The sequence below is a fragment of the Aquamicrobium terrae genome (assembly GCF_040545735.1).
Lineage (GTDB): Bacteria > Pseudomonadota > Alphaproteobacteria > Rhizobiales > Rhizobiaceae > Mesorhizobium > Mesorhizobium terrae_A.
The window spans coordinates 18,464-39,565 of the sequence record NZ_JBEPML010000018.1 but is presented as its reverse complement, the minus strand read 5'-3'; the positions used below and the strand labels follow the sequence as shown (position 1 = coordinate 39,565).

The following is a 21,102-nucleotide window of genomic DNA, read 5'->3' as shown; positions in this document are numbered from 1 at the left end:
CCGCGTCAGGGCCACACCTTGCCGACTATGCAGCGTGGCGCCGCCCCGGCGATGAGCCAGCTTGCCGGGTCTTCTGTGCCAAAGCGTTGGCTCAGGCGGCGGCGGGCCGGCGGCCGGCAGCGGTGGCCAGTTCGCGGATGCCCGGCTCGATATGCTGCAAGGCGATCGACGAGATGCCCAGCCGCACGAAGCGCGACGGCTTGTCGGCATGCCCGAAATAGCGGTCGCCGGGCTCGATGATGACGCTGCGGCTGGCGGCGGCGGCGGCAAGGTCGCGCACATTGATGCCGCGCGGCCCCTCCAGCCACACCGAGGTGCCGCCCGCCGGGTGCGGCGCATGCCACTCCGGCAGGAAGGCCGAAACCGCCTGCTCGAGCCGCTTGCGCCGCTCCTCGAAGGCGCTCGACAGGCGCCGCACCAGCGCCTCGTGATGGCCGAGCGACAGGAACAGGGCGACGGCGCGCTGGTTGTTGGCCGGCGGGTGGCGCAGCATGAAGCGGCGCAGGGCCCGCAGCTCCGAGATCAGCCCGGCGGACGCGACGATGTAGCCGAGGCGCAGGCCCGGCGCGAGGGTCTTGGACATGGAGCCGACATAGACGACGCGGCCCGAGCGATCGATGCTCTTCAGCGCCTGCTGGGGCGCATTGTCCAGCAACTGGCTGTCATAGCCGTCCTCGATGATGATCTGGTTGTGGCGGTTGGCGCGGTCGAGCAGGTCCTGCCGACGCGCCTCCGACAGCGACACCATGGTCGGGCAATGGTGGCTCGGCGTCACGAACACGAAGCCGGCATCGGACGGAATCCGGTCGGTGACGATGCCCGAACCGTCGACCGGCACCGGCACGGTTTCGGCGCCGGCCAGGTTGAAGATGGAGCGCGCGTCGGGATAGCCCGGCTCCTCCATCGCCACCCTGGAACCCTTGCCCATCAGCAGCGTGGCCAGCATGTAGAGCGCGTTCTGCGCCCCCAGCGTGACGATGATCTCGTCGGGATTGGCGAAGATGCCGCGGCGCGGCAAAAGGCGCGCCTGGATCTGCTCGATCAGCAGCGGATCGTCGCGGTCGACCATGTCGGAGGCCCAGTTGCGGATCTCCAGCACGGCCAGCGCCATGCGATTGCATTCGCGCCATTCGGCGGTCGGGAACAGCGCCGGATCGAACTGGCCGTAGACGAACGGGTAGGACGACTTGATCCAGTTCTCGTGCTTGTTGGGCGGCGGCATGTCGGAGGCGGCGATGCGGCGGCGCGCCTTCCAGTCGATCTCGTTGGCCTGTTCCGGCGCCTTCTGCGGCCGGGCCGGCGTCGCCAGCACGTCGGGATTGACGAAATGGCCGCGCCGCTCGCGCGCGATCAGGAAGCCCTGGTCGACCAGTTGCTGGAAGGCCAGCACCACGGTGCCGCGCGCCACGCCCAGCTTCTCGGCCAGGATGCGGCAGGACGGCAGCGGCATCGACGCGGCGATCTGCCGGTCGAGAATGGCGGCGACGATGGCCTGCCGGATCTGGGCCTGAAGGGTCTGCCCCGAATCGGCGGATATGCGGAAAAGGCCCGACCAGATGGTCGCATCGTTTCGCTGGGACATGCAAACCTCCCCGGTGGACAGTCTTTTTCGACTATGTGGACCAGTGGAGTGTCGCTTGGCCCAAGCAATTAAGCCAATCAATTATTCTGATCCTATGGATTTATGCCAGTGATCGATCAGGCGGAAAATCGACGCAAAACAGCTATTGAATCGATTTAAATTCGGAACCATAAGGATGGCGCATCGTGCCGGCCCGAAACGCAGGGCGGGAAGGGTGTTCCATCCGCCGGGTGAAACGCTCTACAGTCCGCCGCGAGCCGTTCCGGGCGGGTGGCCGCCTTTCGCAACATCATCGGAGATGTCCGTGGACCGTTCCTCTTTCGACCGCATCCTTGCCGAGCTTCACCAGCACCGCACCGCAGAACCGGTGGACGTCCGTGCCGCCTTCCGCGCCGACCCGGGGCGTTTCGCCCGCTTTTCCGCGTCCGACGGCGACATGCTGCTCGACTGGTCGAAATGCGCCGTCGACGACGCCACCATGGATCTGCTTGGCAAACTGGCGGGAGCCGCCGGCGTGGAAGCGCGGCGCGACGCCATGTTCGACGGTGCCCACATCAACATCACCGAGGATCGCGCCGTCCTCCACACCGCGCTGCGCAATCCCGGCGCCGAAGGGCCGGTCGTCGACGGCCAGGACGTCGGCGCCGACGTCGCCGCGGTGCTGGATGCGATGAGCGCCTTCGCCGACGCCGTCCGCAGCGGCAAGGCCGGCGGCGCGACGGGCAAGGCGATCACCGACATCGTCAATATCGGCATCGGCGGCTCCGATCTCGGGCCGGTCATGGTGACGCTGGCACTGGCCCCCTACCATGACGGACCGCGCGCCCACTATGTCTCCAACATCGACGGCGCCCACATCCACGACACGCTGCAGGGGCTCGACCCGGAAACCACGCTGGTCATCGTCGCCTCCAAGACCTTCACCACGGTCGAGACCATGACCAATGCCGAGACCGCCAGGCGCTGGATCGAGACGGCGCTGGGCAAGGAGGCGGTGGGGCACCATTTCGCCGCCGTGTCGACGGCGCTCGATCGGGTCGCGGCCTTCGGCATCGCGCCGGAGCGCGTGTTCGGCTTCTGGGACTGGGTCGGCGGGCGCTATTCGGTGTGGGGCGCCATCGGCCTGCCGGTGATGATCGCGGTCGGCCCGCAGCGGTTCCGCGAATTGCTGGCCGGCGCCCACGCGATGGACGAGCACTTCCGCACCGTACCGCTGGAGCGGAACCTGCCGGCCCTGCTCGGCCTCGTCGGCTGGTGGCACCGGGTGGTGTGCGCCTGTCCGGCCCGCGCCGTCATTCCCTACGACCAGCGCCTGTCGCGGCTGCCCGCCTATCTCCAGCAGCTCGACATGGAATCGAACGGCAAGGGCACGGCCCTCGACGGCAAGCCGGTCGCCACGCCTACCGGCCCGCTGGTATGGGGCGAGCCCGGCACCAACGGCCAGCACGCCTTCTTCCAGCTGCTCCATCAGGGCACCGACATCATCCCGGTCGAATTCCTCGTCGCCGCCAACGGCCACGAACCGGAGCTGAAGCACCAGCACGACCTGCTGCTGGCCAACTGCCTGGCCCAGTCGGAGGCGCTGATGAAGGGCCGCACGCTGGAGGAGGCCCGCGTCCAGATGCTGGCCAAGGGCATGGAGGCGGCAAAGGTGGACGAGATCGCGCCGCACCGGGTGTTTTCCGGCAACCGGCCGTCGATCACCATCCTCTACCGGCTGCTCGATCCGGCCACGCTCGGGCGGCTGATCGCGCTCTACGAACACCGGGTCTTCGTCGAGGGCGTGCTTTACAACATCAATTCTTTCGACCAATGGGGGGTCGAACTGGGCAAGGAACTGGCGACACAATTGCTGCCTGTCGTGGAAGGCAAGGAGAATGCCGCGGGCAGGGATGCCTCGACGGCCGGACTGGTGGAACACATCCTCCAGTTGAAGGAGAGGTGAGGACTTGGCCGGCATCAAGGGAATCCTGTTCGACAAGGACGGCACGCTCGTCGACTTCCACGCGACCTGGTCGGCCGTGGCCGAGCTGATGGCGATGGAGGCCTCGGGCGGCGATGCGGTCAGGGCCGGCAGCCTGCTGCTGGCGGCCGGGCTCGACCCCGAGACGCACATGTTCAAGGCCGATTCGGTGTTCGCGGCCGGTACCAATCTCGACATCATCGAATTGTGGTTCCCCGAACTGTCGCGGCGCGAGCAGCTCGACGCGGTCGAGCGCTTCAACCTGATCACCACCGAAAAGGGGGCGGCCATGGCGGTCGCCCTGCCGGGCGTGGTCGACGCGCTGGGCAGCCTGCATGCGCGCGCCTACCGGCTCGGCGTGGCGACCAACGATTCCACGCTCGGCTGCGAGAAGACGCTGGCCGCGCTCGGCATCGCCCAGCTCTTCGAGGCCGCCTATGGCTACGACGCGGTGGCCAACGCCAAGCCGGCGCCCGATACGGTGCAGGCGTTCTGCGACCTCACCGGCTTGAGGCCATCGGAGATCGCCATGGTCGGCGACAACCGCCACGACCTCGACATGGCGCGCGCCGGGGGCTGCGGGCTGGCCATCGGCGTGCTGTCGGGCACCGGCACGCACGCCTCGCTTGCGCCGCTGGCCGACGTGGTGCTGGAGTCCGCCGCCGATCTTCCCGGCTATCTGGCCTCGATCTGAACCGTTCGCCTAACAATGAGACTTAAGCCCGGAGGAACGGGATGATCCCCACCCTGCACCGCCCGGTCGCGGTCTTCGACGCCGGCATCGGCAGCTACGCCATCGTCGCCGAAATCCACAAGGCATTCCCCAGCCAGGACATCCTCTATTTCGCCGACCGCGCCAGCTTCCCCTATGGCGGCAAGGGCCGCGACGAATTGCTGGCGGTGATGCGGCGCTCCATCGCCTTCCTCTCCCGCCATGAGGCGAGCGCCATCGTCATCGCCTCCAACGCGCCGTCGATCATGGTGCTCGACGAATTGCGGGGCGAGACGAGCCTGCCCCTGTTCGGCGTGCACCCGCCGCTGGAAAAGGCGCTGGCGCAGGCCGGCACCGGCCGGGTCGGCATATTGGGGGTCCAATCGCTGGTCGAAAGCCCGATGCTGGCCGGTTTCGTGGCGGCCCGGGCGCCGCAGCCGGGCCGGGTCGCGCTGATCAACGCCTCGCCCATGGTCGAGCTGGTCGAGGACGGATCCTTCCTGTTCGATCCGGCCGGCACGCAGCGGCGCGTCGACGCCTTCATGCGCGACGTGGGCGACCGGCATCCGGGCATCGACGTCTTCACCCTGTCGAGCACCCACCTGCCCTGGCTGGCCGGCTTCTTCGCCGCCGCCTGCCCAAAGGCCGCATTCCTCGACCCCGCCGCCGATGTGGTGGCCGCCCTGCGGCCCGAAGAGGGTGGCAGCGGCGCCATTGCCGGGCTGGTCACCGAAAGCCCGCGCTACGACCTCGCCTCGTTCCGGGCCATGCTGGACAAGGTGGGCGTCGAGATTCCGCTTGCGGCGGTGACCGTCGACTGACGGCCACCCGCACAGGCCGACGGATCAGGAATCGCGCAGTTCGCGCCGCAATATCTTGCCCACCGGGGTCTTCGGCAGCTCGTCGCGGAACTCGATATATTTCGGCCGCTTGTAGCCGGTGAGGTTGTCCTTGCAGTAGGCGATCAGCGTCTCGACGGTGAGGTTCGGATCGCGCCGCACCACATAGAGTTTCGGCACCTCGCCGGACTTCTCGTCCGGCACGCCGATGGCCGCCGCCTCCAGCACGCCCGGATGGCTGGCCGCCACCTCCTCCAGCTCGTTGGGATAGACGTTGAAGCCCGAAACCAGGATCATGTCCTTCTTGCGGTCGACGATCTTGGTGAAGCCGCCCTTGTCCATGAAGCCCATGTCGCCGGACTTGAAGAAGCCGTCGGCGGTCATGACCTTCTCGGTTTCCTCGGGCCGGTTCCAGTAGCCGGCCATCACCTGCGGGCCGCGGATGCAGATTTCGCCGACCTCGCCCAGCGGCAGGTCCCGTCCGTCGTCGTCGCGGATGGCGATCTCGGTCGAGGGGATCGGCAGGCCGATGGTGCCGGTGAAGTCCGGCGACGAGCATTTGTTGGCCGTCGCCACCGGCGAGGTCTCCGACAGGCCATAGCCTTCGGTGATGTGGTTGCCGGTCAGCGCCTTCCAGCGGTCGGCGACGCCCTGCTGCACGGCCATGCCGCCGCCCAGCGACAGCACCAGCGAGCTGAAGTTCAGCTTGCGGAACTCCTCATTGTTGAGCAGCGCGTTGAACAGCGTGTTGAGGCCGGGGAAGATGTTGAAGGAGTGCTTGCCCAGTTCCTTGACGAAGGCCGGTATGTCGCGCGGATTGGGAATGAGCACGTTGAGCGCGCCCTGCTGCATGCCCATCAGCGCGTTCACCGTCAGCGCGAAGATGTGGTAGAGCGGCAGCGCGCAGACATAGACCTGATGCGCCGGCTTCGGCTTGACCGTGAAGGCGTCCTCCACCCACATCGAAAGCTGCAGGACATTGGCCAGCACATTGCGATGCAGCAGCGTGGCGCCCTTGGCGACGCCGGTGGTGCCGCCGGTATATTGCAGGAAGGCGATGTCGTCGGGGCCGACGTCGACGGGTTTCAGCGTCCGGCCGGCCCCCGCCTTCAGCGCGGCGTTGAAACGGATGTGCCCGGGCAGCGACCACGCCGGCACCAGCTTCTTCACCCGCCGCACCACCAGGTTGACCAGCGCGCCCTTGAGACCGAGCAGGTCGCCCATGGCGGCGACCACCACATGCTTCACCCCGGTCCTGCCGATGGCCGCCTGCAAGGTGGCGGCGAAGTTCTCCAGGATGACGATGGCCTCGGCGCCCGAATCCTTGAGCTGGTGCTGCAGTTCGCGCGCCGTGTAGAGCGGGTTGACGTTGACGACGACATAGCCGGCCCTGAGCACCGCCATCATCGCCACAGGATATTGCAGCACGTTGGGCATCATCAGCGCCACGCGCGCGCCCTTCTTCAGGCCCAGCGACTGGAGATAGGCCCCGAAGGCCGCCGACATCCGCTCCAGCTCGGCGAAGGACACCGTCTTGCCCATGCTGGAGAAGGCGGGATTGCCGCCGTAGCGCTTGCAGGAGTCCACCAGCAGCCCGCCGATCGAAGGCGACGGCAGCGGTCCGATCTCGGCCGCCACATTGGCGGGATAGGAGGCCAGCCACGGCTTTTCCGGCCTGCCGGTCCCAATCTTGCCGGCCCCATCCTTGCCCGCCCGCTTCGGCGCGGCCTTCGCCGCCGCCGCGATTTCGGCGACCGCCGCCGCGGCCGCAGGCTTTGCCGGCGCGGGCTTGCTGCGGGCCGGTTTCCTTGCGGCCGGCGCGGCTGCGGTTTTCGCCGCAACCGCCGGCTCGGATGCTGCCGGCCCGGAGGCCGGGTTGCCTGCCGCCGGCTTTTTCCGGGTGGATGTCTTCACGGCCGGCGCGGCAGCGGGCTTCGCAGTCGTGCGGGCGCCTTTCGATGCAGGGCTGGCGTCCGTCTTCGAAGCCGAGGCGGCGCCTGGCTTGGCCGCCGGTTTTTCCGCAGCCTTGGCCGGCTTGGCGGTCGCGGCCTTGCCGGCGGCCGGCCTGGGCGCGGTCTTGCCGACCGCCGGGACAGAAGCCTTCGCCACGGCCGGTTTCTTTTGCGTCGCCTTCGGTGCAGGCTTTGCCGCCGCGGCCTTGGCGGTCGCCTTTGCGCCGGATGTTTCCGCCGCCGCCCTCGTCCGTGCCGGCTGCGCGCCGGTGGCGCTCTCCGACCCGGTGGCCGCCGTCTTCTTCGCTGGACCCTTCGTTGCCTTGGCCAATGCATCCTCCCTGGTTAGGTTTCGGGGATGCCGTTCGAGCCGGCCCGCTTCCTGCCGGGGAAGCGCCTCCCCGCTGGCCATTCTTCCTCGAAGAACCGCCTCTTCCACCCTGCACCTGCTATCTATGGCGACAAATCCGCGCCTTGCAAGTCGTGCCGCAGCGGCAGGACGGTGCGAATCTTTCGCGGCGCGCGCATCGGCGGAACCGGGGACCGGCCGAGCAAAGGACGCCGCCGGTCATATTAGATCGCAAGTATTGGCCTTGATTTTCACAGAATTACCCAAAACAGGCGGTGTCGGAAATTTTATTCGCGTTACGCTGGGGCAGATCGACAGGGAGTTCCAAAGCCGGGAAAACGGTGCTTATATGCCGGCTTCACCAGGCTGATAAAAACTGGGCTTGGGAAAATATCAGGGAGTCCTCAATGACCAAGAAGCTGACTATTGCAGCCGCTCTGCTGGCTGCAACCGTCATGGGTGGAGCAGCCAACGCGAAAACCTTCGTCTACTGTTCGGAAGGATCGCCGGAAGGCTTCGATCCGGGTATGTATACGGCAGGCACCACCTTCGACGCCGCCGCCCATACCGTCTACAACCGTCTGCTCGAGTTCAAGCCGGGCACGACCGAGACCGAACCGGGCCTCGCCGAGAGCTGGGAGATTTCCGACGACGGCCTCGAATACACGTTCAAGCTTCGCCAGGGCGTCAAGTTCCAGACCACCGAATTCTTCACGCCGAGCCGTGACCTCAACGCCGATGACGTCGTGTTCTCCTTCGACCGCCAGCTCAACACCAACAATCCGTGGAACCAGTACGTGGCCGGCGCCTCGTGGGAATATGCCAACGGCATGGGCTTCCCGACGCTGATCAAGTCGGTCGAGAAGGTTGACGACAGCACCGTCAAGGTCACCCTCAACCAGCCGGAAGCGCCGTTCCTCGCCAACCTCGCCATGCCGTTCATGTCGATCGTGTCGAAGGAATATGCCGACAAGCTGGAAGCCGAGGGCAAGAAGGAGCAGATGAACCAGATGCCGGTCGGCACCGGTCCGTTCGCCTTCGTCGCCTATCAGCAGGATGCCGTCATCCGCTACAAGGCCAACCCCGACTACTGGGGCGGCAAGCAGAAGATCGACGACCTCGTCTTCGCCATCACCACCGACGCCGCCGTGCGCTACCAGAAGCTGAAGGCCGGCGAATGCCACCTGATGCCGTTCCCGAACGCGGCCGACGTGGAAGCCATGAAGGCCGATCCGAACCTCAAGGTGATGGAGCAGGAAGGCCTCAACATCGCCTATCTCGCCTACAACACCACCCAGGCGCCGTTCGACAAGGTCGAGGTGCGCAAGGCGCTCAACATGGCCATCAACAAGAAGGCCATCGTCGACGCGGTGTTCCAGGGCGCGGCCACGGAAGCCAAGAACCCGATCCCGCCGACCATGTGGTCCTACAACGACGCCATCCAGGACGACGCCTACGATCCGGATGCGGCCAAGAAGATGCTGGAGGACGCCGGCGTCAAGGACCTTTCGATGAAGGTCTGGGCGATGCCCGTGTCGCGGCCCTACATGCTCAACGCGCGCCGCGCCGCCGAGCTGATCCAGTCCGACTTCGCCAAGATCGGCGTCAAGGTCGAAGTGGTCTCCTATGAGTGGGCCGAATATCTCGACCGCTCCAAGGCCAAGGACCGCGACGGCGCGGTGATCCTCGGCTGGACCGGCGACAACGGCGACCCGGACAACTTCCTGCACACCCTGCTCGGCTGCGACGCAGTGGGCGGCAACAACCGCGCCCAGTGGTGCAACGAAGAGTTCAACGACCTCGTCGTGAAGGCCAAGGCGACCACCGATCAGGCCGAGCGCACCAAGCTCTACGAGCAGGCGCAGGAAGTCTTCAAGCGCGAGGCCCCGTGGGCCACGCTCGACCACTCGCTGTCGGTCGTGCCGATGCGCAAGGAGGTCGAAGGCTTCCACCAGAGCCCGCTCGGCGACTTCGCCTTCGAGGGCGTCGACCTCGTCGAGTAACCCAGCCCAGGCAATTGGGGCGCCCGCCATGCGGGCGCCCTTTGCTATTGTGAGTGCCCTCCGGAAGGGCAACGCGAAGGTCCGTCATGCTTCGGTTTTTCCTCGGGCGGCTTGCCGTCCTGATCCCGACTTTCCTCGGGGTCTCCATCATTGCATTTTCATTCATCCGGCTGCTGCCGGGCGATCCCGTCGCGCTGCTTTCGGGCGAGCGCGTCATGTCGCCGGAGCGCCATGCCGAAATCATGCACCAGCTCGGTTTCGACCGGCCGCTGCCGATCCAGTACCTCGATTACATCGGCGGCGTGCTGACCGGCGACTTCGGCACCTCGATCGTCACCAAGCGGCCGATCCTGGACCAGTTCTTCTCGCTGTTTCCGGCAACGCTGGAACTGTCGTTCTGCGCCATCGTCATCGCCGTGGTGATCGGCATCCCGGCCGGCATCTTCGCGGCCATGAAGCGCGGCTCCTTCTTCGACCAGTCGGTGATGGGCGTGGCGCTGGTCGGCTATTCCATGCCGATCTTCTGGTGGGGCCTGCTGCTCATCATCCTGTTCGCCGGCATATTGCAGTGGACGCCGGTGTCGGGCCGCATCTCGCTGATGTATTTCTTCCCGCCGGTCACCGGCTTCATGCTCATCGACTCGCTGCTGTCGGGCCAGAGCGGCGCCTTCAAGTCGGCGGTCAGCCACCTGATCCTGCCCTCCATCGTGCTCAGCACCATCCCGCTGGCGGTGATCGCGCGCCAGACGCGCTCGGCGATGCTCGAGGTTCTGGGCGAGGACTATGTGCGCACGGCGCGCGCCAAGGGCCTCTCCACCTTCCGCGTCATCGGCATCCATTCGCTGCGCAACGCCATGATCCCGGTCATCACCACGATCGGCCTGCAGGTGGGCGTGCTGATGGCCGGCGCCATCCTGACCGAGACGATCTTCTCGTGGCCGGGCATCGGCAAGTGGATGGTCGATTCCGTCTTCCGCCGCGACTACGCCGTCATCCAGGGCGGGCTGCTTTTGATCGCCGGCATCATCATGGTGGTCAATCTGGTGGTCGACCTGCTCTACGGCCTCATCAATCCGCGCATCCGGTACTGAGGAGGACGCCATGACCGACACAGCAACCGTCGCCGGCATCGGCACCGACCCCTCGCTCAAGGCCCGCTTCACCGAGTTCTGGTTCTACTTCTCCGAAAACCGCGGCGCCGTCATCGGCCTGTGGGTGTTCATCGCCCTGGTGATCGTGGCACTGCTGGCGCCGTGGATCGCCCCGCATGGACCCGCCGCCCAGTTCCGCGACGCGGTGCTGGTGCCGCCGGCCTGGGAGGAAGGCGGCCGGCAGGCCTTCCTGCTCGGCACCGACGCGGTGGGCCGCGACATCCTCTCGCGCCTCATCCACGGCACCCGCTACTCGCTGTTCATCGGCACCATCGTGACCACGCTGGCGCTGGTCGGCGGCATCATCATCGGCGTCATCGCCGGCTATTTCCGCGGCTGGGTCGACACCGTGATCATGCGCGTCATGGACATCATCCTGGCCTTCCCGTCGCTGCTGCTGGCGCTGGTGCTGGTGGCCGTGCTGGGGCCCGGCCTCACCAATGCGATGATCGCCATCGCGCTGGTGCTGCAACCGCATTTCGTGCGCCTCACCCGCGCGGCGGTGATGGCCGAGAAGAGCCGCGACTACGTCGTCGCCGCCAAGGTGGCCGGCGCCGGGCACCTGCGGCTGATGTTCAAGACCATCCTGCCCAACTGCCTCGCCCCGCTGATCGTGCAGGGCACGCTGTCCTTCTCCAACGCCATCCTCGACGCGGCGGCCCTCGGCTTCCTCGGCATGGGCGCGCAGCCGCCCACGCCCGAATGGGGCACGATGCTGGCCGAGGCGCGCGAGTTCATCCTGCGCGCCTGGTGGGTGGTCACCTTCCCCGGCCTCGCCATCCTCGTCACCGTGCTCGCCATCAACCTGGTCGGCGACGGCCTGCGCGACGCGCTCGATCCCAAGCTGAAGAGGTCGTGATGCCGCTTCTCGAGATCAAGAACCTCACCGTCTCCTTCGAGACGTCCACCGGCGCGTTCATGGCCGTGCAGGGCATCGACCTGTCGGTCGAGCCCGGCGAAGTGCTGGCCATCGTCGGCGAATCCGGGTCCGGCAAGTCGGTGTCGATGCTGGCGGTGATGGGCCTGCTGCCCAAGACCGCCACCGTCAAGGCCGACCGCATGGCCTTCGACGGCATCGACCTGACCACCCTCGATCCGGCCCAGCGCCGCAAGATCGTCGGCAAGGACATCTCGATGATCTTCCAGGAGCCGATCGCCAGCCTCAACCCCTGCTTCACGGTCGGCTTCCAGATCGAGGAGGTGCTGCGCTTCCACATGGGCATGGACCGCGCCCGGCGGCGCGCCCGCGCCATCGAGCTGTTCAAGCTGGTCGGCATTCCCGAGCCCGAGCAGCGGCTCGGCTCCTACCCGCACCAGATGTCGGGCGGCCAGTGCCAGCGCGTGATGATCGCCATGGCCATCGCCTGCAATCCCAAGCTGCTGATCGCCGACGAGCCGACCACCGCGCTCGACGTCACCATCCAGAAGCAGATCCTCGACCTTCTGGTGCGCCTGCAGGCCGAATACGGCATGGGACTGATCATGATCACCCACAATATGGGCGTGGTCGCCGAGACGGCCGACCGGGTCATCGTCCAGTACCGGGGCCGCAAGATGGAGGAGGCCGACGTGCTGTCGCTGTTCGAGAACCCGAAGAGCAACTACACCCGCGCCCTGCTCGCCGCCCTGCCCGACAACGCCGTCGGCGACAGGCTGCCGACCATCTCCGACATGATGTTCGAACCCGCCCCGGGAGCCGCACAATGAACACAGCCATCAAGGGGCCCGTCGTCGTCGAGGGCAAGGACATCAAGCGCGACTATCATGTGCGCGGCGGCCTGTTCACGCCTTCGCGCACCGTGCACGCGGTCAAGGGCGTGTCGTTCAGCGTCGAGAAGGGCAAGACGCTGGCCATCGTCGGCGAGAGCGGCTGCGGCAAGTCCACGCTGGCGCGCATCATCACGCTGATCGATCCGGCGACGGCGGGCGAACTGTTCATCGACGGCCGCAAGATCGACATCGCCAACGAGCCGCTGACGCCGGAAATGCGCCGCAAGGTGCAGATCGTGTTCCAGAATCCCTATGGCTCGCTCAACCCGCGCCAGAAGATCGGCGACATCCTGTGCGAGCCGCTGCTCATCAACACCGACGTCAAGGCCGAGGAGCGGCGGGACCGGGCCATGACCATGCTCAAGAAGGTGGGCCTCGGCACCGAGCACTACAACCGCTATCCGCACATGTTCTCCGGCGGCCAGCGCCAGCGCATCGCCATCGCCCGCGCGCTGATGCTCAATCCGTCGCTGCTGGTGCTGGACGAGCCGGTGTCGGCGCTCGACCTGTCGGTGCAGGCGCAGGTGCTCAACCTGCTGGCCGACCTGCAGGACGAGTTCGGCCTCACCTACATCTTCATCAGCCACGACCTTTCGGTGGTGCGCTACATCGCCGACGAGGTGATGGTGATGTATTTCGGCGAGGCGGTCGAATACGGGTCGCGCGACGCGGTGTTCTCCGACCCGCAGCACAGCTACACCAGGACACTGTTCGCCGCGACGCCGCGCGCCGATGTCGAGAGCATCAAGGCGAGGCTGGCGCGCAAGAACGCGGCCTGACCGGCGGGACGACGGGCAGCGCAAGTCAGGCTGCCCGCCGCTGCCCGAATTGCCGCATTTATGCAACGCCGGGCGCGGTACAGGCCGGCAAGACGCTTACGGCCTCGACTTGGAGCCGCCGTTTTCATAGTTTGTGCCGCATCCATCCTCGGGCAGCACCACATGAAGAAAGTCACTTCCGTCGTTCTCGGCCTGCTGGCGGCGGCTGTCGCCCTGCCTGCGCAGGCCGCCACGCCGGTGCCGCCCGGCAACCGCTCGGTCGAGCAGCCGCCCGTTCCGGGCGCCTCGACGCGACGCACCCAGGCGCTGAGCACCACCTTCCAGGGCAAGTACCGCAAGATCTACGCGCTGCTGAAGAACGACGCGGCGCTGCGCGGCAAGATCGCGAAGGTCTCCGCCGCCTATGGCATCGAGCCGATCCACATGGTCGGCGCCATCGTCGGCGAGCACACCTACAATGTCGACGCCTATGACCGGCTGCAGACCTACTACGTCAAGGCGATCTCCTACCTCTCCAACCGGCTGACCTTCTCCTACAAGGGCGAGGACGTGTCGGACTTCGTGCAGCGGGCCGAATTCGACGGCTGCGACGACAAGGCCGACAGCTACGGGCTGTGGCAGTGCCGCGAGCGGGTGTGGAACAGGTCGTTCCGCGGCAGGTCGGTCGACGGCACCGGCTATCCCAACGACCGCTTCGGCGCCACCTTCTTCCAGCCGCTCTATGCCGGCCAGACCTTCGGCCTCGGCCAGCTCAACCCGCTCACCGCCTTGCAGATGAGCGACATGGTGCACAAGGTTTCGGGCCTGCCGAAGCTCGACGTGGGCGACCCCAACCAGGTCTACAAGACCATCATGGACCCGGACCTGACCCTGCCCTATGTGGCGGCGACGATCCGCCATTCCATCGATGCCTACAGGCAGATCGCCGGCTTCGACATTTCCGGCAACCCCGGCCTCACCGCCACGCTCTACAATGTCGGCGACCCAGAAGGCCGGGCACAGGCGCTGAAGGCCGAGAATGCGCGCCGCAAGGCGGCGGGCGAGGCGCCGAAGCTGCCGCAGGAAAACTATTACGGCTGGCTGGTCAACGACAAGCTGGACGAGCTGAAGGCCCTGTTCTGAGCGATCCGGCCCGGACGACAAAAGCCGGAGCGGCGACACCGCTCCGGCTTTTCTTTACCTGAAGTCTTGCCGGACTTATTCGGCCGGCGCGAGCTGGCCGTCGTCCGGCTCGACGATCTCGCCCCGATTGTAGGCGTTTTCGTCGAGGATGCCCTGCCGCTTGGCGACGATGGTCGGCACCAGCGCCTGGCCGGCGACGTTGACGGCCGTGCGGCCCATGTCGAGGATCGGATCGACGGCGAGCAGCAGGCCGACGCCCTCCAGCGGCAGGCCGAGCGTCGACAGCGTCAGGGTCAGCATCACCGTGGCGCCGGTAAGGCCGGCGGTGGCGGCCGAGCCGATGACCGACACGAAGACGATCAGCAGGTAGTCCTGGATGGCGAGGTCGATGCCGAAGAACTGGGCGACGAAGATGGCCGAGATCGCCGGATAGATCGAGGCGCAGCCGTCCATCTTGGTGGTGGCGCCGAGCGGCACGGCGAAGGCCGCATATTCGCGCGGCACGCCGAGATTGTTCTCGGTCACCTGCTCGGTCAGCGGCAGGGTGCCGATCGACGAACGCGACACGAAGGCGAGCTGGATCGCCGGCCAGGCGCCCTGGAAGAAGCGCAGCGGGTTCAGCCCGTTGGCGCCGAGCAGCACCGGGTAGACCACGAACAGCACCAGCGCCAGTCCGATGTAGATGGCGGCCGAGTACCAGCCGAGCTGCGCCAGCGCATCCCAGCCATAGACGGCGACCGCATTGCCCAGAAGGCCGATGGTGCCGATGGGCGTGAGGCGGATGACCCACCACAACAGCTTGTGCACCACCTTCAGGAACGAGCGGTTGAAGGCAAGGAAGGGATCGGCGGCGGGGCCGACGCGCAGCGCCGCCACACCCACGGCAATGGAGATCACCAGGATCTGCAGCACGTTGAAGCCGAGGCTGGTCGAGGCAGCGCCGTCGGTGATCCTGGTGGAGGCGGTGAGGCCGAGGATGTTGGACGGGATCAGGCCCTTGAGGAAATCGAGCCAGCTTCCGGTGGACGACGGCGCGCGCGCAGCACTTTCCGTCACCGCGGTGTGCAGGCCGGGCTGCAGGATGAGGCCGAGCGCGATGCCGATGACGACGGCGATCAGCGCGGTGGCGGCGAACCACAACAGCGTCTGCCAGACCAGCCGGGCGGCGTTGTTCAGCTCCCGCAGGTTGGCGATGGAGGCGACGATGGCCGTGAAGACCAGCACCGGCACCAGCGCCCTCAGCAGCGAGACGAAGGACGAGCCGATGGTCGCCAGCGTCACCGTCAGCCAGTTGGCGTTGCCGGCGGCGTCGGGACCCATCTGGCGGGCGACGTAGCCGAGCACCAGGCCGACCACCATGGCGACGAGAACCTGGAAGCCGAAGGAGGCGTAAAGGGGTTTGGGCGCACGCGCGGGGCGCGAGGCAGCTTGGGGAGAGGAGGACATGTCCGGACCTTCTTTCAGGCGCGCCACGTCAGCCACGGGCGCGCCGCTACGAGATTGGCCGGAATTTACAACGCGCGGCGGCCGCTTTCACCAGATGAAATTTTGGCCGGACCGGAAAACCAGAAAATTATTTCCCATGAAATCGATTCACGGGAAACCAGATTCTCATCCAGGAGAATTTCCTGCCTGAAATCGGGCGGCTCCGGAGGCGGGACCGCCCGAAACGGTTCAGGTGCCGGCGGAGAAGGCCGCGATCGCCGCCATGTTGACGATGTCGCTGTCCTTGGCGTTGAGCGACACGATCTGCACCGGCTTGTTGAGGCCGACCAGCAGCGGGCCGATGACGGTGGAGCCGCCCAGCTCCTGCAGCATCTTGGTGGCGATGGAGGCCGAGTGGAAGGCCGGCATGACCAGCACATTGGCCGGCCCGTTCAGGCGCATGAACGGATATTGCTGCATGGCGGCCGGGTTGAGCGCCACGTCGGCGGCCATCTCGCCGTCATACTCGAAATCGACGCGGCGCTTGTCGAGGATCTTCACCGCCTCCTGGATGCGCTCCGAGCGCTCGCCCTGCGGGTGGCCGAAGGTGGAATAGGCGAGCATAGCCACGCGCGGCTCGTAGCCCATGCGGCGCGCGAAGCTGGCCGCCTCCTCGGCGATGTCGGCGATCTGCTCGGCATTGGGCATGTCGTGCACGGCCGTGTCGGCGACGATCACCGTGCGGCCGCGCGCCAGCACGATGGAGGCGCCGATGACGCAATGGCCGGGCTTGGCGTCGATGACGCGGCGCACATCCTCCAGCGCCGTCGAATAGTTGCGGGTGACGCCGGTGACGATGCCGTCGGCATCGCCCAGCGCCACCATGCAGGCGGCGAAGTGGTTGCGGTCGTTGTTGATCAGCCGCTGGCAGTCGCGGAACAGGTAGCCCTTGCGCTGCATGCGCTCGTAGAGGTAGTCGGCATAGACCGCGTTGCGGCGCGACAGGCGCGCATTGATCACCTCGATGCCGGGCTTGTGGAGGTCGATGCCGGCATGGCGGGCGTTTTCCTTGATGATGTCGTCGCGGCCGAGCAGGATGGCGGTGCCCAACCCCTGATTGACGTAGGAGACGGCGGCGCGCATGACCTGCTCCTCCTCGCCCTCTGCGAAGACGATGCGCTTGGGCTGGCGCCGCACGCGGTCGTAGATGCGCTGCAAGGTCGAGGCGATCGGGTCGCGGCGGGCCGAAAGCTCCTGCGCGTAGCGCTCCAGATTGACGATCGGCCGGCGCGCCACGCCGGTTTCCATCGCAGCCTTGGCCACCGCCAGCGGAATGGCGGAAATCAGGCGCGGGTCGAACGGCACCGGAATGATGTAGTTGGCCCCGAATTTCGGGCGGTTGCCCTGATAGGCGGCGGCGACGTCGTCGGGCACGTCCTTGCGCGCCAGATCGGCCAGCGCATGGGCGGCGGCGATCTTCATGTCGTCATTGATGGTGGTGGCCTGCACGTCGAGCGCGCCGCGGAAGATGTAGGGGAAGCCCAGCACGTTGTTGACCTGGTTCGGAAAGTCCGACCGGCCGGTCGCCATGATGGCGTCGGTGCGGATCTCGGCCACTTCCTGCGGGGTGATCTCCGGATCGGGATTGGCCATGGCGAAGATGATCGGGTTCCTGGCCATGGACTGGACCATGGCCGGCGTCAGCGCTCCCTTGGCGGAAAGGCCGAAGAACACGTCGGCGCCCTCCATGGCGTCGGCCAGCGTGCGCGCGTCGGTCTTCACCGCATGGGCCGACTTCCACTGGTTCATGCCCTCCTCGCGGCCCTGGTAGACGACGCCCTTGGTGTCGCACAGAAGGACGTTCTCCGGCGAGAAGCCCATCGACTTGATCAGCTCGATGCAGGCGATGCCGGCCGAGCCCGCGCCGTTGCAGACCAGCCTGGTCGTCTTCATGTCGCGGCCGGTGATCTCCAGCGCGTTGATGAGGCCGGCGGCGGCGATGATGGCGGTGCCGTGCTGGTCGTCATGGAAGACGGGAATGTCCATCAATTCGCGCAGCCGCTGCTCGATGATGAAGCATTCCGGCGCCTTGATGTCCTCCAGATTGATGCCACCGAACGAGGGGCCGAGGAACTTCACGCAATTGATGAACTCGTCGGCGTCCTCGGTGTCGACTTCCAGGTCGATGGAATCGACGTCGGCGAAGCGCTTGAACAGCACCGCCTTGCCTTCCATCACCGGCTTGGAGGCGAGCGCGCCGAGATTGCCGAGGCCGAGAATGGCGGTGCCGTTGGAAATCACCGCCACCATGTTGCCGCGGCTGGTGTAGTCGAAGGCGCGGCTGGGGTCCTCTGCAATAGCCTGCACCGGCACGGCGACGCCCGGCGAATAGGCGAGCGACAGGTCGCGCTGCGTGGCCATCGGCTTGGTCGGCACAACTTCCAGCTTGCCGGGGCGGCCCCGCGCGTGGAATTCCAGCGCCTCCTCCGGACTGACTGAGGGGCTTGCGTTCTCTGTCTTGCTGGGCATGTGCTAAAGTTTTCCTCACCGGCGCCGCGCTTGTCCGGGCCGCGGCTTGTTTTTGTGGAGTTTGCGCAATTAAGGCTACACTTCACGACCGTAAAGCGCCAAGCCAATGCTTACAGAAATTTTGGAAACAGTTTCTTGAACGACGCATCTCCCACGCCTCCCGACAGCGTGAAAACGCCGGCGGCAGCAGCCGGCGCCACGCCGATGATGGAACAGTATCTCGAGATCAAGGCGGCGAACCCGGATTCGCTGCTGTTCTATCGCATGGGCGATTTCTACGAGCTGTTCTTCGACGATGCGGAGGTGGCCGCGCAGGCGCTGGGCATCGTGCTGACGAAGCGCGGCAAGCATCAGGGCCACGACATCCCCATGTGCGGCGTGCCGGTGCATGCCGCCGACGACTATCTGCAAAAGCTGATCGCGCTCGGCTTCCGCGTCGCCGTCTGCGAGCAGATCGAGGATCCGGCCGAGGCGAAGAAGCGCGGCTCCAAATCGGTGGTGCGGCGCGACGTGATCCGGCTGGTGACGCCCGGCACCATCACCGAGGACAAGCTGCTGGCACCGGCGGAAGCCAGTTTCCTGATGGCGCTCGGCCGGGTGAAGGGGGCCGCCGACCAGGCCTGGGCGCTCGCCTGGATCGACATTTCGACCGGCGCATTCCGGGTGGCCGAAACCTCCCAGGACCGGCTGCTCGCCGACATATTGCGCGTCGATCCGCGCGAGCTGATCGTGGCCGAGCCGGTGTTCTACGATCCCGATCTCAAGCCCGTGTTCGACGTGCTCGGGCGGGTGGCCAATCCGCAGCCCTCCAGCCTGTTCGATTCCACCTCCGCGCCGGCCCGCATCGCCCGCTTCTTCGAGGTGGCGACGCCGGACAGCTTCGGCACGTTCGGCCGCGCCGAGTTGTCGGCCATTTCCGGCATCATCGCCTATGTCGAGAAGACGCAGAAGGCGGAACGGCCGCCGCTGTCGCGCCCCGAGCGCGAGGAAAGCGGCACCACGCTGTTCATCGATCCGGCGACGCGCGCCAATCTGGAGCTGCTGCGCACGCTCTCCGGCAATCGCGAAGGCTCGCTGTTCAAGGCCATCGACCGCACGGTGACCGGCGGCGGCGCGCGCCTGCTGGCAGAACGGCTGACCGCGCCGCTGACCGACCCTGCCGCGATCGCCGCGCGGCTCGATTCGGTTTCCTTCTTCCGTACCGAGCCGCGCCTCGGCGAAGCGGTGCGCCTTGCGCTGAAGGGCGTGGCCGACATGCCCCGCGCCCTGTCGCGGCTGGCCCTCAACCGCGGCGGCCCGCGCGACCTCGGGGCGCTGCGTTCCGGCCTGTCGGCGGCGGCTTCGATTGCCGGCCTGTTCGCCACGGCCGAGCCGTCGGCCGAGATCAGGGATGCGTTGCAGGCCATCGCCGCGTTGCCGTCTACGCTGGCGCAGCATCTGGAACGGGCGCTGGGCGACGAGTTGCCGCTGATCCGGCGCGACGGCGGCTTCGTGCGCGCCGGCTACGACGCCGAACTCGACGAGATGCGGGCGCTGGCGACCGAATCCCGCCGGGTCATCGCCGGCATGGAGCGCGACTTGGCCGAGGAAACCGGCATCCGCTCGCTCAAGATCCGGCACAACAATGTGCTCGGCTACTATATCGAGGTGACCGCCAACCATCAGGCGGCAATGACCGGCACGGACGCGGCCAAGGCGCGCTTCATCCATCGCCAGACCATGGCCAACGCCATGCGCTTCACCACGACCGAACTGGCGGGTCTGGAGAGCAAGATCGCCAATGCCGCCGCAAGGGCGCTGAGCATCGAACTGGCCGTGTTCGAGGCGCTGGTGAAGGAAGCCGTTGCCGAGGCGGAAGCGATCCGCGCCGGGGCCGAAGCGCTTGCCGTGCTCGACGTATCTGCGGCGCTGGCGCTGCTGGCCGAGCGCGAGGACTGGTGCCGGCCGCAGGTCGATGCAAGCCTTGCCTTCGAGATCGAGGGCGGCCGCCATCCGGTGGTGGAGCAGGCGCTGCGCCGTTCCGGGGAAGGCCCGTTCGTCGCCAATGATTGCGACCTGTCGCCCGAGGGCGACGGCAAGAACGGAGCGATCTGGCTGCTGACCGGCCCCAATATGGGCGGCAAGTCGACCTTCCTGCGCCAGAACGCGCTGATCGCCATCCTCGCCCAGACCGGCTCCTTCGTGCCGGCCGCAAAGGCCCGTATCGGCGTGGTCGACCGGCTGTTCTCCCGCGTCGGCGCTTCCGACGACCTGGCGCGCGGGCGCTCGACCTTCATGGTCGAGATGGTGGAGACGGCGGCGATCCTCAACCAAGCCGGCGAGCGCTCGCTGGTGATCCTCGACGAGATCGGGCGCGGCACCGCCACCTTCGACGGGCTTTCCATCGCCTGGGCGGCGGTGGAATATCTGCACGAGCAGAACCGCTGCCGGGCGATCTTCGCCACCCATTTCCATGAGATGACGGCGCTGGCCGAAAAGCTCACACGCCTTCACAACGTCACCATGCGGGTCAAGGAATGGGAGGGCGACGTCGTCTTCCTGCACGAGGTGGGCAAGGGCGCGGCCGACCGCAGCTACGGCGTGCAGGTCGCGCGCCTCGCCGGCCTGCCGGAGGCCGTGGTGGCGCGCGCCCGCGAGGTGCTGCACCAGCTCGAGGCGGGCGAGGTTTCGGGCAAGGCCGAGCGGCTGATCGACGATCTGCCGCTGTTCTCGGCGGCCGTGAAGCGCGAGCCACCCAAGCCCGCGCCGCGCTCCGACGCGCTCACCGAGACGCTGGCCGGCTTGCATCCCGACGAGATGACGCCGCGCGAGGCGCTGGAGGCGATCTATCGGCTGAAGGGGCTGGCATCCGGCTGAACCGGCCTCGGCTTGCGACGGCGGCGCGCGCGGTCTATCTGCGGGTGACCGGAAAAGCGGGGCAACAAGG

At 66.9% G+C, this 21,102-nt stretch carries 14 protein-coding genes; 10 read left to right on the top strand and 4 right to left on the bottom strand.

Translation table 11 applies throughout. The annotated features are described in order from the left end of the window. Positions 1 to 91: 91 nt before the first annotated feature. Positions 92 to 1,582 (bottom strand): MocR-like pyridoxine biosynthesis transcription factor PdxR, encoded by a 1,491-nt coding sequence (pdxR, locus tag ABID37_RS20405; RefSeq protein ID WP_354198123.1) that lies wholly within the window; start codon positions 1,580 to 1,582, stop codon positions 92 to 94. A 298-nt stretch (positions 1,583 to 1,880) separates the two neighbouring features. Between pdxR and pgi the strand changes: the two genes are divergently transcribed. The 3 genes from pgi to ABID37_RS20390 are packed head-to-tail and all read left to right on the top strand — an operon-like array spanning position 1,881 to position 5,078. Continuing rightward, entirely contained in the window at positions 1,881 to 3,527 is a 1,647-nt protein-coding gene (gene pgi / locus ABID37_RS20400; RefSeq protein ID WP_354198122.1) for a glucose-6-phosphate isomerase, read from the top strand. 4 nt (positions 3,528 to 3,531) lie between these two features. After that, on the top strand, positions 3,532 to 4,239 hold the full coding sequence (locus ABID37_RS20395; protein WP_354198121.1) for an HAD family hydrolase: 708 nt from the start codon (positions 3,532 to 3,534) through the stop codon (positions 4,237 to 4,239). Between the two features lie 41 nt (positions 4,240 to 4,280). Next, the gene (locus tag ABID37_RS20390; protein WP_354198119.1) at positions 4,281 to 5,078 is read left to right on the top strand and encodes a glutamate racemase; all 798 of its coding nucleotides are present in this window, start codon (positions 4,281 to 4,283) and stop codon (positions 5,076 to 5,078) included. A 24-nt stretch (positions 5,079 to 5,102) separates the two neighbouring features. On the opposite strand, the gene ABID37_RS20385 is transcribed toward ABID37_RS20390, so the two are convergent. Further along, on the bottom strand, positions 5,103 to 7,379 hold the full coding sequence (locus ABID37_RS20385; protein WP_354198117.1) for a long-chain-fatty-acid--CoA ligase: 2,277 nt from the start codon (positions 7,377 to 7,379) through the stop codon (positions 5,103 to 5,105). 425 nt (positions 7,380 to 7,804) lie between these two features. Here ABID37_RS20385 and ABID37_RS20380 point away from each other — a divergent pair, with 425 nt between their 5' ends. The 6 genes from ABID37_RS20380 (at position 7,805) to ABID37_RS20355 (ending at position 14,222) form a co-directional block, all read left to right on the top strand. After that, entirely contained in the window at positions 7,805 to 9,400 is a 1,596-nt protein-coding gene (locus ABID37_RS20380) for an ABC transporter substrate-binding protein (RefSeq protein ID WP_354198115.1), read from the top strand. A gap of 86 nt (positions 9,401 to 9,486) precedes the next feature. Continuing rightward, entirely contained in the window at positions 9,487 to 10,491 is a 1,005-nt protein-coding gene (locus tag ABID37_RS20375) for an ABC transporter permease subunit (protein ID WP_354198113.1), read from the top strand. A gap of 10 nt (positions 10,492 to 10,501) precedes the next feature. Next, a complete protein-coding gene (locus ABID37_RS20370) occupies positions 10,502 to 11,410 on the top strand; it encodes an ABC transporter permease subunit (RefSeq protein WP_354198111.1) in 909 nt (302 codons plus the stop codon). Continuing rightward, positions 11,410 to 12,258: an ABC transporter ATP-binding protein gene (locus ABID37_RS20365; RefSeq protein ID WP_354198231.1), complete on the top strand. Its 849-nt coding sequence runs from the start codon at positions 11,410 to 11,412 to the stop codon at positions 12,256 to 12,258. Before ABID37_RS20370 ends, ABID37_RS20365 begins: the two co-directional genes overlap by 1 nt. Next, on the top strand, positions 12,255 to 13,100 hold the full coding sequence (locus tag ABID37_RS20360) for a dipeptide ABC transporter ATP-binding protein (protein WP_354198109.1): 846 nt from the start codon (positions 12,255 to 12,257) through the stop codon (positions 13,098 to 13,100). The genes ABID37_RS20365 and ABID37_RS20360 overlap by 4 nt, the downstream gene beginning before the upstream one ends. Positions 13,101 to 13,262: 162 nt before the next feature. Continuing rightward, on the top strand, positions 13,263 to 14,222 hold the full coding sequence (locus ABID37_RS20355) for a DUF1402 family protein (RefSeq protein ID WP_354198107.1): 960 nt from the start codon (positions 13,263 to 13,265) through the stop codon (positions 14,220 to 14,222). Between the two features lie 75 nt (positions 14,223 to 14,297). Here the strand turns inward: ABID37_RS20355 and ABID37_RS20350 are convergent, their stop codons facing one another. Together ABID37_RS20350 and ABID37_RS20345 are read right to left on the bottom strand one after the other, a co-directional pair. Continuing rightward, positions 14,298 to 15,668 (bottom strand): dicarboxylate/amino acid:cation symporter, encoded by a 1,371-nt coding sequence (locus tag ABID37_RS20350; RefSeq protein ID WP_354198105.1) that lies wholly within the window; start codon positions 15,666 to 15,668, stop codon positions 14,298 to 14,300. A 228-nt stretch (positions 15,669 to 15,896) separates the two neighbouring features. After that, complete coding sequence (locus ABID37_RS20345; protein WP_354198103.1) at positions 15,897 to 18,176, bottom strand: NADP-dependent malic enzyme; 2,280 nt, start codon at positions 18,174 to 18,176, stop codon at positions 15,897 to 15,899. Positions 18,177 to 18,311: 135 nt separating this feature from the next. Here ABID37_RS20345 and mutS point away from each other — a divergent pair, with 135 nt between their 5' ends. Beyond that, positions 18,312 to 21,032 (top strand): DNA mismatch repair protein MutS, encoded by a 2,721-nt coding sequence (gene mutS, locus ABID37_RS20340; RefSeq protein ID WP_435521604.1) that lies wholly within the window; start codon positions 18,312 to 18,314, stop codon positions 21,030 to 21,032. Positions 21,033 to 21,102 lie beyond the last annotated feature (70 nt).